Origin of the sequence: Streptomyces alanosinicus (assembly GCF_014650595.1) — a bacterium.
Lineage (GTDB): Bacteria > Actinomycetota > Actinomycetes > Streptomycetales > Streptomycetaceae > Streptomyces > Streptomyces alanosinicus.
This window is the reverse complement of record NZ_BMVG01000047.1, coordinates 38,510-52,857: the sequence shown is the minus strand read 5'-3', so window position 1 is coordinate 52,857 and position 14,348 is coordinate 38,510. Positions and strand designations below refer to the sequence as shown.

Genomic DNA, 14,348 nt, shown 5'->3' with positions numbered 1-14,348 from the left:
CGGTGGCACCGGGGGTATCGGTGCCCGGCTGGCCCGGCACCTGGTCACCGAGTACGGTGCCCGCCGTCTGCTGCTGACCAGCCGCCGCGGCCCCGACGCCGAAGGCGCCACCGAACTCACAGCCGAATTGCACGAGTTGGGCGCCACGGACGTGACGATCGCAGCGTGTGACGTCGCCGACCGCCAGGCGCTGGCGGAACTGCTCTCGGGTGTCCGCCTGACCGGCATCGTGCACGCGGCCGGCACCGGCGACAACGGCCTCATCCCCACCATGACCGACCAGCGCCTGGACGCCGTCCTGGCCCCGAAGGCGGACGCCGCCTGGTACCTGCACGAACTCACCGCGAACCAGCCCCAGCCCCTGGCCCTGTTCGCACTCATCTCCTCCGCCGGCGGGCTGACCCTGGCCGCAGGCCAGGCCAACTACGCCGCCGCGAACACCTTCCTCGACGCCCTCGCCGCACACCGCCACGCCCAGGGCCTGACCGCACACGCCCTCGCCTACGGTCTGTGGGGTGTGCGGACCGGTCTGACGGAGTCGGTGGAGGAGGACGTACGCCTGATGGCGGCGCGTGGCCTGCCCGCGCTGGAGGTGCCGGAGGCGCTCGCGCTGTTCGACGCGGCGCATGTGTCGGGGCGGCCGGCCACCGTGCCGCTGCGCGTCGACGCGGCCACGCTGCGGTCCCGGGCGGACGAGCTGCCCGCGCTGCTGAAGGGGCTGCTGCCGCGGGCGAACAGGTCGGTGGAGCGGGCCGGCGGACGTGGGTCGGACCCGGCCGCGCTGGTGGCCCGGCTGTCGGCGCTGTCGCCGAAGGAGCGGGAGCTGGAGCTGCTGGACCTGGTGCGCGCCCAGGCCGCCGCCGTCCTCGGGCACGCCGGTCAGGAGGCGGTGCGGGCGGACCGCGGCTTCCTCGACCTCGGCTTCGACTCCCTGACCGCGCTGGAACTGCGCAACCGGCTGAACGCCCTGACCGGGTGCCGGCTGAACCCGACCCTCATCTTCGACTATCCCTCCCCCGACAAGCTGTCCGCACATCTGCGGGAGCAGCTGTTCGGCGCCGAGGAAGAGGCCGACGACCTGAGCGGGGCGAGCGCGGAGGAACTGTTCAGCATCCTGGACGGCGAGGGGATGCTGAACTGACCGGCCGAGCTGACCGGCTCTACTGACCGCTGACCCGCCGAGAGCCCCGCCCGTGGATGCCGGTCCAGGGTGGGGCTCTTGGGGCCTCAGGCAGGGAGGCCCCAGGATGTGCCCTCGGGACTGCCGAGCCAGACCCGTTGGATGCCGTCCTCCTCCACGGTCATGCCGAAGTCGGACAGTGCGGGTGAGCCCGCGATCTGCCAGGTGGTGAGGGCGTCTTCCACCTGGTCCCACAGATGGAGGGGGCCGTGCTGGTGCACGGTCCATCCCTTCCCTGCGGGTTCGGTCCATGCCTGGGAGCCGGTGGCGACGTCGACGAGGATCACGCCGTTGCCGGTGGTCATGAGTTCGGCGGAGGGTGCGGCGAGCTGGGCGAGGAACTGACCTGTCCAGTCCTCCAGGAGGGCTGGCTTCACGCGGGTGGCGCGGGTGTGGCCGGGGTGCTGGTGGAAGGTGGGGCGGGGCGGTCGTTCGTGGGGGCGGGCCAGCATGTAGCTGATCTGGTCGGTGTGGAAGCGGCCGGTGGCGGTGCCGTCGTCGTGGACGGTGAGGCGGACGAGGCCGGAGGCCGGCATCCATCCGTTGATGGTGGTGGTGATGGTGCCGCCGTCGCGTACCTGGTGGAGCCAGGCCGGGGGGATGTGGCGGACGGCGCAGGTGGCCACGATGTGGTCGTAGTCGGCGCCGTCCTTGTGTCCGGCGAGGCCGTCACCGGTGATGAGGGTGGGGTGGTAGCCGGCGGAGTGGATGTGGTCGGCCGCCGCGGCGGCGAGATGGGGGTCGTACTCGATGGAGTACACGTTCTTGTCGCCGAGTCGGCTGCACAGGATTCCGGTGGAGTAGCCGGTACCGGTGCCGATCTCCAATACTTTGTCGCCCTCGCTGATACGGGCGAGGTCGAGCATGCGCACGATCAGAGAGGGCAGCGTGCTGGACGAGGTGGGGCGGCCGGTGACGGGCTCGGTGGTGTCGGCGGCGGCGATGCCTTCGACCTGGGTGACCCAGGTCGTGTCTTGATAGACGAGGCTCAGCCACTCGCCGGGGTCGGTCCGGTCGCGGTGCAGGGGAGTCCAGTGGCGGCCGTCGAAGCGGAACAGTCCGTCACCGACGAAGAGTTCGCGGGGCACCGTTTCCAGGGCAGAGCGCCATGCCGGGTCGTCCATGGGGACGGTGGCGGCGAGTTGGCGGCGCAGGTCGTCGGGGTTGGTCATACGGGGCTCCGTGCTGTAGGTGGTCGGCGATGGCGCGTGTGATGGGGGCGGTGATGTGGTCGGGGAACCACGCCCATTGACCGTTCGGATTGCACTCGTACCAGTGCCACAGGCCCTCACGGTCCAGGCCGAAGTCGAACGCGCCGAAGACGAGGCCGAAGGCGTCGAGGTAGGCGCGGACACCTTTGGTGATCTCGGGTGGGACCGGCACGGGAGTGTAGGTGAGCCGGTCGTAGTGGCGGCGCCAGTCGATCCCGGGTGAACCGTTGATACGGACAGCGGTGAGGTGGTCGCCGACGGCGGTCAGGCGGATGTCGGCGGTCTTGCTGACGCGCTGCAAGCGCGGCGCCTGCCGTGCGGCCTTCGGGGGCCCGCGCCCTGTGCGTGCCGGTCACGGGCCCTCCCAGGTACCGCGCTTGGAGATCAGCTCGACGGCCGCCCATGTCGTTGGCCACGGCTCGGCGAAGGTGCCGCCGTAGCGGGGACGCAGGTAGGGGACGTCTTTGCGTACGTCGGTGAGTACGGCCTGACAGCCCCGGGAGGTGTCGCGGACGAGGTCGCCCACCCCTGCTGTGCGGGGCACCGTTGCGCCGGTCACTGCGCACTCTCCTGTGGCGTCTCGCTCTGCGCCCGGCGACGACGTCGACGCTGGACAGCCTCGATCGCCCTCCCGCTGCCCTCGCCGACCTCGATCCGGGCCCGGTAGTCCTCCCAGTCGCAGTCGGTCCAGTGGTCCAGCCCGGCCGGGAAGTCGTCGGTGCCGGCGCGGGTCACTGGTTCGCCTCCATGGCCGGGACGCCGTACATGCCGGCGCACGGGGTGCAGGCGTACAGGGCGTCATCGCGCAGTATCGGCACCGGAAACCTGGGGTCCGGAGTCCCGCTGCACCAGCAGCACGAGCGGCCTGTGATCTGCTGCGTACTCAGCCGCTCACGGTGAATCGCCGGGGCGTCCACGTAGGCACCGGCAAATGGCTTGGGCGGCTTACTGCGCGTCGTCATGTGGGTGCCTCGCGCTCGCGGTCGGGAAGCTGAGCTTTGCGGCGGCCATCCCCCGCTGGGGAACGAGAGACGGCCACCGGCGCCCCCGGCGTTCCCCGGGGCGCACGTCCAGTCCAACGCCGGGATGCGGTCAACGGGTAGGAAAAGTGGGTCCGTTGCTACTCACGGTGACCGGAAATTTCTGAGGGACGAGATCCTCGCAACCCCTCCACGCTGCATGATCACGCGGCTACGGTGAGTGCGTGGAAGGAAATTTCCGGTTGCAGGCCCACATGACCGAACGCGCCTTCAAACAGGGCATGTTGGCCGACAGGGTCAACGATGAACTGAAGGCGGCCGGGCACAACGGGACCGTCGGTGACCGCACGGTCCGCAACTGGGTAACCGGAAAAACCCACTGGCCACACCAGCGCCAGCGAGACGCCCTCACGGCAGTATTCGGATGCACACCCGTCTGCCTCGGCTTCTATCCCCCCGGCACGCCCGCACCGCCCGACGAGGACCCATCAGCCATGCTCCGCCGCCGCTTTTGCACCGCCGCCACGTCCGCCATCGCAGCCACCGCCCTGCCAGCCGTCGGCACCCGACCCACCACCGTGGGCACCTCCGACGTGCTCCGCCTGCGGGACGGCCTGGACAAGCTCACCGCGCTCGATCAGAAACGCGGCGGACACGCCGCCCTCGAACGCGCCGCGCTCGCCGGCGCAGCCGAGGCTGTCGGCCTCCAGGACCACTCCGCCTCGCAGACGATCCGGCAGCGGCTGTTCGGTGTCGCCGCCGACTACACCACGGCCGCCGCCTGGTCGTGCATCGACGCCCGCCAGCTCGACCGCGCCCGCCTGCACGTGAACGAGGCGCTGAGACTGGCCGGTCTGTCGCAGGACCCTGTGTCGCTGATGCGGGTGTGGAACTCCACCTCGATCCTCGCGCACCAGCTCGGTCACTACGCCGAGGGCGTGGCAGCGGCACAGGCGGCTCAGTCCTGCGCGATCACGCGCCGCGATCCGCTGTTCGGATCCCTCGCGCACGCCCGCGCCGCGGTAGGGCACGCCTACCAGGGCGACCGGCAGTCCGCCATCCGTTCGATCGGATACGCTGAAGAGGCCCTGGTGCGAGCCGAGGCACGCCCCCGTCCGTCCTGGGTCGCCTTCTACGGGCCCGCGGAATTGCACGCCCTGACCGGGGTCGTCCGCAGCCGTCTCGGCCAGCCCGCAGAGGCGGAGGCAGCCTCACACCGCGCCCTGTCTGCGTTGCCGGCCCCCTACCGGCGCAACCGCGCCATGACCACCGTGGACCTCGCTATTGCCCAGCTCCGCCAAGGCGACGCCGAACAAGCCTGCGCCACGACCGAGGACGTCTTCACCCTGATGTCCGGAAGCCCATTGCCCGGCCGCCTGCGCGTCCTCCTCGGCGACTTCTACCGTGATCTCCTCACGCTCGCGCCCTCCACCATCGTGGCGCGCGAGTGGGCCGACCGTTACCGATCCGAATGGAGCCCCGCGTGACCACGGCACCCGCCATCGACCTGCGCCGCTACGGACACAACGACCTGGCCGACATCCGGCAGACCCTGCTCGACGTCCATGCCGACGCCTACTTCGAGCGGCGGCACGAGGAGTTCGTACAGCGCTTCCCCTGGTTCGTGGACCACTGGGGCCAACGTGAAGGTTTCGCGTGCGTGGTCGCCTACGAGGGCGGCGAACCCATCGGGTTCACCTACGGGGCGCCAGGCGAGCCGGGCCGCGAATGGTGGCGCGAGTACCTGGCCGAAGAGCCGGCGGACCCCTCGACGTTCTCCGTCTCGGAACTGATGCTGAAGCCGAAACGGCGCAAGCAGGGACTTGGGGAACGGCTCCACACCGCACTGCTCGCCGACCGGCCAGAAGCCCTGGCCGTGCTCACGGTGGACACCAAACGGCCCCGGCTCCAAGCACTGTACGAGGGCTGGGGATACAGGAAGGTCGGCGAGCGTCAGCCGTTCCCGGACTCCCCTCTGTATGCCGTGATGCTGCTCGACCTGCGCGCCCCATCCGCGTCCTGACCTTCCGCATACAGCGAAAGCCCCCGGGCGGCTGCTCCTGCACCGAGCGCCGCCGAAGGCTTCGCCATACCTGCTCACGCCCTGTGGGAACCGCTGGGCTAACAGGTCAAGGGGCCTGATTCCCCGACCACATCACCGCCCCCATCACACACGGCAGCGGCCCGGCTCCCTGGGGCGGCCGGGCCGCGTGTGGCCGAGCTGTCGAGAGCCCCGCCCGTGCTGAGGACAGAGGCTTCGTGGTGTATCAGACTCGTTCGATCTCGATCGCGAGGACCCCGAGCGCTTCCTTCTCCGGACCGTAGATCTCCCGGATATTGCGCAGCTGTTCCTCGCGAGACGCCGTGGAGTTGACGCGGGCCGGGTCCTCCCCGTCGAGGAGGGCTTCGAAGCTGTCGTAGGCGGTGACGCGCTTCACCAGGACGTCACAGCTCTCGTCGGTGCCCTTGATCCGGAAGCGGATCAGCTGGCCTGCGGCCAGGTCTTCGAGGTGGGGGTATTTCACCCGCACTTCGATCGTCTTCGTCCCCGCCGCGACGAGGTCGAAGTACCGCCGGTAGAGGTTGAGTTCGCGGACGGGGGTGGGTGCCTGGCTCATGGTGCGACGGGGCTCCTGGTCATGAGTCGGCCGATCTCACCGGCCGAATACGCACGGAAAAAGTGCCCGGGGGTCAGACAGTAGTGTGTCCGTCAGCCCCATCAGTCCTGCCGCGTACTCCTCTGTCGCGGCAGGCGTGACACCGCCCTGGGGCGCCTGCACACGGGACCGGAAAATCACGAAGCCCCCGGCTGCCACCAGGACATAATCCATCCGTGACCTACCCTTCCGGCTTCCAGTAGCTCCCCAGGACCCTCCTGGGGAGCTACTGGAGGTTTCGTGTCCCGTACCGCCCACCACATCCCCTACAAGCAGACCCGTTACGAGAAGAAGATCCGTGCCCAGGCCGAGTGGCCCTGGTCCTGGCGCAGCTTCAACGGCCTCCTGCGCAGCGTCGAACTGTACGACCTGCGATACACCACCCGCGAGCTGCGCGACGCCGAAGAGGAGGGGCGTCGGCCCCAGCCGCGGAAAGTCCGCCGCGCCTTCGAGGTGTACGCGTACTGCTGCGCCTGGCGTGACGGTTCCCTTCCCGTGTACGTCCGCAAGTACCGGCGCGCCGACCGCAACACGACCCGCATGGCGTGCAGGGCGGCCCGCTTCGATCCGGACACGGTGATCGAACCGTCTCCCAACCGGCACCGGGCCCACAGGGATTCCTGGTGACACGGCGAAGCCCCCGTCGGCCACAGGAGCCGGTCCAGGGCGGGCCCTTGCATGGCCTCCTGAGGCGGCATGGGAGGCGGGCAGGCAAGGCAATGGCAACGGCCCGGCCCCCTTGATCAGGCGGCCGGGCCGTGCGTGTAGGGGTCGGTCAGACCGCCGCGCCCTCCCGGCGGCGGGTCAGGAGTTCCTCTGCCCGGCGGGTCAGTTCCTTGCGGTCGACCTTGCGGTTGGAGTTCAGGGGGAATTCCGGGAGGTGTTCGAAGCGGCGGGGCAGCATGCCCTTGGGGAGCAGTTCGCGCAGGGCCTGGGCGAGGTGGGCGGCGGGGCGGGGCTCGCCGGTGTAGTAGACGACGAGTTCCGTGCCGGAGGCGGTGGCCGCGCCTACGGCGACGGCGTCCTGGACGCCGTCGCAGGTGCGCAACTCGTGTTCCACCTCGGCCAGTTCGACCCGCCAGCCCTGGACCTGCACCTGGGAGTCGAGGCGGCCCAGATAGACCAGTTCGCCGTCGGGCAGCCGGCGTACCCGGTCGCCCGTGCGGTACCAGCGGCGTCCGTCGCGCTCGACGAACCGGCCTTCGTCGTCGGACGGGTCGAGGTAGCCGACGGACATCTGCGGGCCGGTGATGAGGAGTTCGCCCTCGACGGGAGTCTCCCGGTCCTGTTCGTCGACCAGGACGTGATCGTGGTCGGCGTGCACCCGGCCGATGGGGACCAGGCCGTTCACCGCGCGTTCGGGGGAGCCGGCGGGGTCCCAGCGGTGACCGGTGATGGTGACCGTGAGTTCCGTCGGTCCGTAGATGTTCTCCAGGGTGGAGGCGGGGGCGGCGGTCTGCCAGTCGGTCGCGTCGTGGCAGCGCAGCGCCTCGCCGGCGAAGAAGCTCCAGCGCAGTCCGGGCAGCGCGCCCGGGGTGAGGCCGCCCATGCGGCGGACCAGGGAGATCGCGCTGGGGGTGGCGAACCAGACCGTGATGCCGTGCTGGGAGAGGTACGACGGCAGGTCCAGGTAGGCGGTCTGCGGGGTGACGTCCACGGTGGCGCCGGAGCCCCAGGCGCAGAACAGGTCGAACATCGCGCAGTCGAAGTTCAGGTCGAAGGTCTGGGTGAAGACATCGGTGGGCGCGAAGCCGTAGCGGGCGTCGAGGAGCCGGAAGTAGTGGTGGGTGCTGCCGTGGCTGATGGGCACGCCCTTGGGGCGGCCGGTGGAGCCGGAGGTGAACAGCATGTAGGCGGTGTCGTCGGGGCCGACCGGGCGGGGCCGGGTGAGCGCGCGGTCGGGGCGGGGCTCGATCACCGGCGGGGCGCCGTCGCCGAGGGACGCAAGGACGGCGCGGCCGCGTTCGTCGGCGATGACGGCGGTGGCGCCGGAGAGTTCCAGCATGTGCCGGGTGCGGGCGGCCGGGAAGTCGGGGTGCAGCGGGACGACGGTGGCGCCCGCGCACAGGGCGCCGAGGATGCCGGCGTACGCCGTGGGGGTCTTGCCCGCCAGGACGCCGACGACCTTGGCGTCACCGAGCGAGCCCGCCCAGGTCAGGGCCTGTTCGTGCAGTTCACGGTAGGTGAGGGTGTCACCGCCGAGCCGCAGCGCGGGCCGGTCCGCGCTCTGGTCGAGTCCGCGCAGGAAGCGTTCGAACAGGCCGCAGGAGTCGTGCTGGGTCATGGTTCCTCCGAAGGGGCGCGCCCGATGCTTTGGCGGTTCAGGCCGCTGCCGTACGGCGGGGGCGCAGGGCCAGGCGCGGGTTGGCGGGTACGACCTTGAAGTTCTTCGTCGCGGCGCCCACCCGGCCGAACAGCGCGTCCTGGCCGGCGACCAGGAGCGTGCCGACCTCCCTGGAGCGCAGTGCGTCCAGCGCGGTCGGCCATTCGACGGCGCGGACGCAGCAGTCGAGCAGCAGGTCGCGTATCTGCTCCCCGCCGGTCAGCACGGAGCCGTCCTGGTCGGAGACGACGGGCAGGACGGGGTCGTGGAACTCCAGGCCGGCCATGACCTCCTGTGCGGCCCGTGCGCGCAGTCCGGCGAAGGCGATGGAGTGCATCGGCGGCCGCATGACGTAGAGCGGCATCCCGCCGGCGGCCCGCAGTCGCTGCTGGAGCCATTCGATGCGGGAGGCGCGCAGCGTGAGCATGCGGAAGTCCTCGTCGAGCGTGCAGGTGATGTCGTACCACTCGTCGTCGCCGTCGAGTTCGGCGAGGATCTCGTCGAGCAGGGCGCGCGGGGTGCGGGCGAAGGACTGGGTGGCGACCTGCTCCGGGTAGTCCTCGGCGAAGTAGGCGTCGAGGCAGCGGGCGAACCGCTCGGTCAGCCGCACCCCGTCGGCGAAGGACAGGGATCCGGAGTGTACGGCGGTCGCCTTGCCGCCGAAGCTGGGGCCGATGACGTAGGAGGGGTCGAGGCCGAATTCCGCCTCCGCCCACCGGGCGAGGGCCAGGCAGTTCACGAAGAACGCGACCTGGGCGGGCACGGAGTAGTCGCCCTCGGCCGCCCGGAAGGCGCGGAACAGGGAATGACCGAGGGTTTCATCGGCTTCCGCCACCAGTTCCCGGGCGAAGGGGTTGACAAGCATGAACTTGCCGACCTCGGCGAAGGGTGCTGGTCCCATTCCGGGGAATACCAACGCGGTTTTCGTCCGGTGCTCGGTCTTCATGTGGTTCAGTGTGGGCTGCGACGCAGGCGGCGAATAGCCCCTAACCACCCCTTGTTCTCGCCGTCCGGGGATCGTCCGGGTGGCGTTGATTCAGGGGTTGTTCAGGGGGGCCAGCTGGTGGAGGCGGTGGAGGTGGGCTGAGGCACCCGGCTTGAATGGCGTGGAGGAGAGCTTTTGGGGGTCCTTTTCGAGTGGAACTCCAGAAGGACGCGAGGACGGCGCCGTAATGGTCTGGAAAACACCTGGGAATGCCTTCCTGCAGGGGAAGTTAGGGGTTTGACCGGTGCGGCACCACCCATACCGTGGCCAACGAGGTTCACGACTCCCAACGCATTCGGCGAACCGAGCCACAACTCATAGGCGGGGTGCGACGTTGGTCAGCCACTCGTATTCGACAAGGGAAGACTCCGACACCAGTGCCGGGCCGGCTGCCCGGTATGAACTCGGCGGTCTGGTTCACGGACTCCTCGACGAGGCGGTCGCCGAGGCGCCGGACGCCCCCGCGATCCGGGACTCCGCCGGCGGCTGGACGTACCGGGAGCTGGACGAGCACAGCCGGGCCGTCGCCGCCTGGCTGCGGGCCCGCGGCGTGCGCCGCGGCGACCGGGTACTGCTGCAGCTGCCCACCACACGGGAACTGGCAGCCCTGTTCTACGGCGCCAGCCGCGCCGGAGCGGTGTTCGTGCCGCTCAATCCGGCCATGAAGACCTTCCATCTCCGGCAGGTCGTCGCCAACGCCGAGCCGGTGCTGGTCATCGGCGACGAGACGACCGCGGACCGGCTCACCGAGGCGGGTACGAACCCGCTGCTGATCGCCAATCTGTGGCCCGAGGTCGAGGAACTGCGCGGCCGTCCCGCCGAGTCCGGGACGCAGGAGGTACGCCCCGACGACGTGGCCACCTTGGTCTACACCTCCGGTTCGACGGCCGCGCCCAAGGCCGTCATCTGCCCGCACGCCCAGGTGACGTTCGCCTCCCGGGCGCTGGTGCAGGTGCTCGGCTACCGCGCCGACGACGTCGTCTTCTGCCGCTTCCCGATGTCCTGGGACTACGGCCTGTACAAGGTCCTGATGACCTGCATCGCGCGCTGCGAGATCATCCTCGCCGACCGCGACTCCGATCTGCTGCTGCTGCGCCGGATGCGGGAGACGGGCGCGACGGTCGTGCCCCTGGTCCCCTCCCTCGCCACGATGATCATCACCCTGGCCGAGCGCGAGGCCCAGCCCCAGGCGCCGGTGCGGCTGTTCACCAACACGGGTGCCGCCCTGCCCCAGGCCACCATCGACGCGCTGCGCACGCACTTCCCCGGTGTACGCGTGGTCCGTCAGTACGGGCAGACCGAGGCCAAGCGGATCACCGTGATGCCGCCGCAGGAGGACGCCGAGCGCCCGGGCGCGGTCGGACTGCCGCTGCCCGGCACCCGGGTGCTGATCCTGGACCCGGAGGGCCGGCCGGTGCCCACCGGGGACAGCGGGGAGATCGTCGCCGTGGGACCGCACGTCATGCCGGGCTACTGGAAGAACCCCGAGCAGACCGCCAAGTCGTTCCGCCAGGACCCCGACACCGGCGAACTGCGGCTGCACACCGGTGACTACGGCAGCCTGGACGCCGACGGCTATCTGCACTTCGAGGGCCGCCGCGACGACATGTTCAAGCGGAAGGGCTTCCGTATGAGCACCGTCGAGATCGAGAGCGCCGCCATGGACATCCCCGGCGTGCGCGCGGCCGCGGCGCTGCCGCCGAGCGACAAGCACGACCTGGCGCTGTTCGTGGAGTGCGACCTGCCGCCGCGCACCGTCTTGAAGGAACTGAGCCGGCGTCTGGAGCCCGCAAAGGTGCCCGGGATCTGCCGGGTGCTCAGCGACTTCCCGCTGACCCAGCACGGCAAGAACGCACGCAAGGAACTGGCCCGGATGCTCGACGGGAGCGGCGAATGAACCCCCAGTCCATCACGGCGACGGAGCTGGCGCGCCGCTACGGCACCCCGTTGTACGTGTACGACCTCGACCGGGCCCGGGCGGCCCGCGAGGATCTGTTCCGCTGGCTGCCGGAGGGCTTCGAGGTCTTCTACGCCTTCAAGGCCAACCCGCACGTCGATCTCGTGCGCGCCCTGCGCACCGGCGACGGCCCGGTCTGCAAGGCCGAGATCAGCTCCACCGGCGAGCTGGCGTCCGCGCTCGAAGCGGGCTACTCCGGCGCCGACATCCTGTACACGGGGCCGGGCAAGACCCCGGACGAGCTGACCGAGGCCGTGGGCCGCGGTGTGCGCACGTTCTCCGCGGAGTCCCTCAGCGACCTGGAGCACATCGGCGAGGCCTCCCTCGCCCACCGTACGGTCGTGGACTGTCTGCTGCGCATCAACAGCGCGACGGCCAGCGCCACCACCAGCATCCGGATGACCGGCGCCCCCACCCAGTTCGGCATCGACAGCGAGACGGTCGCGGAGCTCGCGCCGAAGCTGCGCTCGGTGCCCGGCACCCGGGTCGTCGGTCTGCATCTGTTCTCGCAGAGCAACGCCAAGGACGAGGACGCGCTGATCGGCGAGCTGACCCACACGCTCGCGGTGGCCGCCGCCATCCAGGAGGACCTGGGGGTGGAGCTTCAGCTGCTGGACATCGGCGGCGGCTTCTCCGTGCCGTACGCGCAGGAAGGCGGCCGGCACGTCTATCCGAAGCTGCGCGGCGAGCTGGAGGCGGCGCTGGACGTGCACTTCCCGCGCTGGCGGGAGGGCACACCCAGGCTGGCCGTGGAGTCCGGGCGGTATCTGTCCGGCGACAGCGGCACCCTGGTCACCCGGGTGACCAATGTGAAGGTCAGCCGCGGCAAGAAGTTCGTGATCGCCGACGCCGGGATCAACACCTTCGGCGGCATGTCCGGCCTGGGCCGGCTGATGCCGGTGACGGTGCATGTGCCGGCCGACGACGAGACGGAGAAGGCGAGCCTGGTCGGGCCGCTGTGCACGCCGGGTGATGTGCTGGGGCGGCAGATCGAGCTGCCCGCCGGGCTGCGTACCGGCGATCTGGTGTCCATCCCCAACACGGGGGCGTACGGTCCGACGTCCAGCCTGCTGATGTTCCTGGGGCGGCCCGCGCCGGTCGAGGTCGTCGTGGGCGGCGGCGAGGTGGTCTCCGTCAGCCGTATCGAGCATGTGCGCAAGGCCGTACGGGACGGGGTCGAGCGGTGAGCGGGGATCAGTCGCCCGCGTCGGCCGGCGGCGCGGAGGCCGACTGGTCGAAGGGCACGGTGATCGTGACCTCACTGGCCTCCGACTCGCACACCTGGAACCTGGTCTTCCTGCAGCTGCTGATCGAGGAGTGCGGCTACCGGGTGGTCAATCTGGGGCCGTGTGTCCCGGACGACCTGCTGGTGGCCCAGTGCCATGCGCTGGACCCGGACATGGTCGTCATCAGCAGTGTCAACGGCCATGGCTATCAGGACGGCATGCGTGTCATCCATCAGCTCAGGGCGCTGGCCCCGCTGGCGGCCACCCCGATCGTGATCGGCGGGAAGCTGGGCACCGACGAGGACGGGGCCCGCCGGGTGGCGGAACTGACGGCCGCCGGGTTCGACGCCGTCTTCGAGGACGCCCATGACCCGGTGACCGCCTTCCGCGGTTTCCTGTCCGCCATGCAGCCGAACGAGCGGCTGCTGGAGACCGCGGACGGGGTGCGCCGGTGACCGGGCAGCAGCTGACGGTGGATCAGCTCGGACGGTCCGCGGACTTCGGCGCGTTCGTGCGCCGGCAGGCCGCGGCCGGCCGGCTGGTCGTCCAGCCGCGCATGGGCTTCGGTGACCCCGGGCCGATGCGCGAGGGTCTGATCGCGACCAAGGACGCCGATGCCACCACGGTCGGCACGCTGACGTTGGACAGCTACACCCGGGTCGGCGAACTGCACGCCGTCGAGGCGGCGTTGCGCGAGGGCATCAGCCTCAACGGCTACCCGGTCGTCAGCCACCCGCAGGAGACCACCGAGGCCGTCCTCGACGGGGTGTCCGACGCCCGGTTCCCGGTGCAGGTCAGGCATGGCTCGGCGACCCCGATCGACATCTTCTGGTCGCTGGTCAGGCTCCGGCTGAACGCCACCGAGGGCGGCCCCGTCTCCTACTGCCTGCCCTACGGCCGCACTCCGCTGGCCGACGGTGTGCGCAACTGGCAGGCCTGCTGCGAGCTGTACACCAGGCTGCGGGACGTAGGCGTGGAGCCGCATCTGGAGACGTTCGGCGGCTGCATGATGGGCCAGCTGTGCCCGCCCAGCCAGCTGGTGGCCATCAGCTTCCTGGAGGCCATGTTCTTCGCCCAGCACGGCATCCGGTCGATCTCCCTGAGCTATGCGCAGCAGACCGACATGGGCCAGGACCAGGAGGCCGTAGGTGCGCTGCGCCGGCTCTGCGCGGAGCTGCTGCCGACCGAGAACTGGCACATCGTCATCTACGCCTACATGGGGGTGTATCCGGAGACCTACCGGGGCGCCCACCGCCTGCTGGGGCGGGCGGCCGAGCTGGCCGTGCGCACGGGCGCGCACCGGCTGATCGTGAAGACGGTCGCCGAGTCCCGCCGTATCCCCACGATCGCCGAGAACGTTCTGGCCCTGGAGTACGCCGACCGGATCGCCCGCCGGACCACCGAGCTGCGGCCGGACACCTCGCAGGTGCTGGGCGACTCCCCCACCTACGCCGAGGCCAGGACCCTGGTCGACGCGGTGCTCGAACTCGACGACGACATCGGGACCGCGCTGCTCGCCGCGTTCCGCCGCGGATATCTCGACGTACCGTACTGCGTGCACCCTGACAACGCGGGCAGGGCCCGCAGTTACATCGGCCCGGACGGCCGGCTCAGGTGGGCGGACATCGGCCGGCTGCCGCTGCGCGGAGTGGCCGAGCAGCGCAGCACGCGACGGATCACCTCCGCCGATCTGCTCAAGGACCTCTTCCATGTGCGCCAGCAGTACGACGAGGAGGCCCTGCGGATCGGGCACGATTCCGATCCCGAGCTGATCCGCGTGACGCCGGCCCGGCCCGCATGACCCGAAGGGGGACCATCGACATGACAGC

The 14,348-nt window shown here is 70.4% G+C and carries 15 protein-coding genes; 8 read left to right on the top strand and 7 right to left on the bottom strand.

What is annotated here, in order from left to right; all coding sequences use genetic code 11:
- On the top strand, positions 1–1,141 hold a 1,141-nt coding region (locus IE277_RS41010; protein ID WP_189958816.1), incomplete at its 5' end, for a beta-ketoacyl reductase.
- Between the two features lie 86 nt (positions 1,142–1,227).
- Here IE277_RS41010 and tgmC read toward each other — a convergent pair.
- From tgmC to IE277_RS40990, 4 genes are read right to left on the bottom strand one after another with little or no spacing between them, the layout of a single operon-like run.
- Entirely contained in the window at positions 1,228–2,352 is a 1,125-nt protein-coding gene (gene tgmC / locus IE277_RS41005) for an ATP-grasp peptide maturase system methyltransferase (RefSeq protein ID WP_189958815.1), read from the bottom strand.
- Complete coding sequence (locus IE277_RS41000) at positions 2,243–2,692, bottom strand: MvdC/MvdD family ATP grasp protein (RefSeq protein ID WP_229882375.1); 450 nt, start codon at positions 2,690–2,692, stop codon at positions 2,243–2,245. Before IE277_RS41000 ends, tgmC begins: the two co-directional genes overlap by 110 nt.
- Before the next feature lie 51 nt (positions 2,693–2,743).
- A complete protein-coding gene (locus tag IE277_RS40995) occupies positions 2,744–2,950 on the bottom strand; it encodes a hypothetical protein (protein ID WP_189958814.1) in 207 nt (68 codons plus the stop codon).
- Positions 2,947–3,126 (bottom strand): hypothetical protein, encoded by a 180-nt coding sequence (locus IE277_RS40990; protein WP_189958813.1) that lies wholly within the window; start codon positions 3,124–3,126, stop codon positions 2,947–2,949. The genes IE277_RS40995 and IE277_RS40990 overlap by 4 nt, the downstream gene beginning before the upstream one ends.
- 469 nt (positions 3,127–3,595) lie before the next feature.
- Between IE277_RS40990 and IE277_RS40985 the strand changes: the two genes are divergently transcribed.
- Positions 3,596–4,858: a tetratricopeptide repeat protein gene (locus tag IE277_RS40985; protein WP_229882374.1), complete on the top strand. Its 1,263-nt coding sequence runs from the start codon at positions 3,596–3,598 to the stop codon at positions 4,856–4,858.
- Positions 4,843–5,394 (top strand): GNAT family N-acetyltransferase, encoded by a 552-nt coding sequence (locus IE277_RS40980; RefSeq protein ID WP_189958812.1) that lies wholly within the window; start codon positions 4,843–4,845, stop codon positions 5,392–5,394. Before IE277_RS40985 ends, IE277_RS40980 begins: the two co-directional genes overlap by 16 nt.
- A gap of 244 nt (positions 5,395–5,638) precedes the next feature.
- On the opposite strand, the gene IE277_RS40975 is transcribed toward IE277_RS40980, so the two are convergent.
- Entirely contained in the window at positions 5,639–5,989 is a 351-nt protein-coding gene (locus tag IE277_RS40975; protein ID WP_189958811.1) for an ASCH domain-containing protein, read from the bottom strand.
- A 279-nt stretch (positions 5,990–6,268) separates the two neighbouring features.
- Between IE277_RS40975 and IE277_RS40970 the strand changes: the two genes are divergently transcribed.
- On the top strand, positions 6,269–6,655 hold the full coding sequence (locus IE277_RS40970; RefSeq protein WP_189958810.1) for a hypothetical protein: 387 nt from the start codon (positions 6,269–6,271) through the stop codon (positions 6,653–6,655).
- Positions 6,656–6,803: 148 nt separating this feature from the next.
- Here the strand turns inward: IE277_RS40970 and IE277_RS40965 are convergent, their stop codons facing one another.
- Together IE277_RS40965 and IE277_RS40960 are read right to left on the bottom strand one after the other, a co-directional pair.
- Entirely contained in the window at positions 6,804–8,312 is a 1,509-nt protein-coding gene (locus IE277_RS40965) for an AMP-binding protein (RefSeq protein ID WP_189958809.1), read from the bottom strand.
- Between the two features lie 37 nt (positions 8,313–8,349).
- A complete protein-coding gene (locus IE277_RS40960; RefSeq protein WP_229882373.1) occupies positions 8,350–9,252 on the bottom strand; it encodes an ACP S-malonyltransferase in 903 nt (300 codons plus the stop codon).
- 496 nt (positions 9,253–9,748) lie between these two features.
- On the opposite strand from IE277_RS40960, the gene IE277_RS40955 reads away from it, so the two are divergent.
- From IE277_RS40955 to IE277_RS40940, 4 genes are read left to right on the top strand one after another with little or no spacing between them, the layout of a single operon-like run.
- Positions 9,749–11,233: an AMP-binding protein gene (locus IE277_RS40955; protein ID WP_189958819.1), complete on the top strand. Its 1,485-nt coding sequence runs from the start codon at positions 9,749–9,751 to the stop codon at positions 11,231–11,233.
- Positions 11,230–12,480 (top strand): type III PLP-dependent enzyme domain-containing protein, encoded by a 1,251-nt coding sequence (locus tag IE277_RS40950; RefSeq protein WP_189958807.1) that lies wholly within the window; start codon positions 11,230–11,232, stop codon positions 12,478–12,480. The genes IE277_RS40955 and IE277_RS40950 overlap by 4 nt, the downstream gene beginning before the upstream one ends.
- Entirely contained in the window at positions 12,477–12,974 is a 498-nt protein-coding gene (locus IE277_RS40945) for a cobalamin B12-binding domain-containing protein (RefSeq protein ID WP_189958806.1), read from the top strand. Before IE277_RS40950 ends, IE277_RS40945 begins: the two co-directional genes overlap by 4 nt.
- Positions 12,971–14,320 (top strand): methylaspartate mutase, encoded by a 1,350-nt coding sequence (locus IE277_RS40940; protein WP_189958805.1) that lies wholly within the window; start codon positions 12,971–12,973, stop codon positions 14,318–14,320. Before IE277_RS40945 ends, IE277_RS40940 begins: the two co-directional genes overlap by 4 nt.
- Positions 14,321–14,348 lie beyond the last annotated feature (28 nt).

Bases quoted from the DNA above. Each gene is read 5' to 3' on its own strand.
- tgmC (WP_189958815.1), bottom strand. From the start codon at position 2,352: ATGACCAACCCCGACGACCTGCGCCGCCAACTCGCCGCCACCGTCCCC.
- IE277_RS40980 (WP_189958812.1), top strand. From the start codon at position 4,843: ATGGAGCCCCGCGTGACCACGGCACCCGCCATCGACCTGCGCCGCTAC.
- IE277_RS40975 (WP_189958811.1), bottom strand. From the start codon at position 5,989: ATGAGCCAGGCACCCACCCCCGTCCGCGAACTCAACCTCTACCGGCGG.
- IE277_RS40965 (WP_189958809.1), bottom strand. From the start codon at position 8,312: ATGACCCAGCACGACTCCTGCGGCCTGTTCGAACGCTTCCTGCGCGGA.
- IE277_RS40960 (WP_229882373.1), bottom strand. From the start codon at position 9,252: ATGGGACCAGCACCCTTCGCCGAGGTCGGCAAGTTCATGCTTGTCAAC.
- IE277_RS40950 (WP_189958807.1), top strand. From the start codon at position 11,230: ATGAACCCCCAGTCCATCACGGCGACGGAGCTGGCGCGCCGCTACGGC.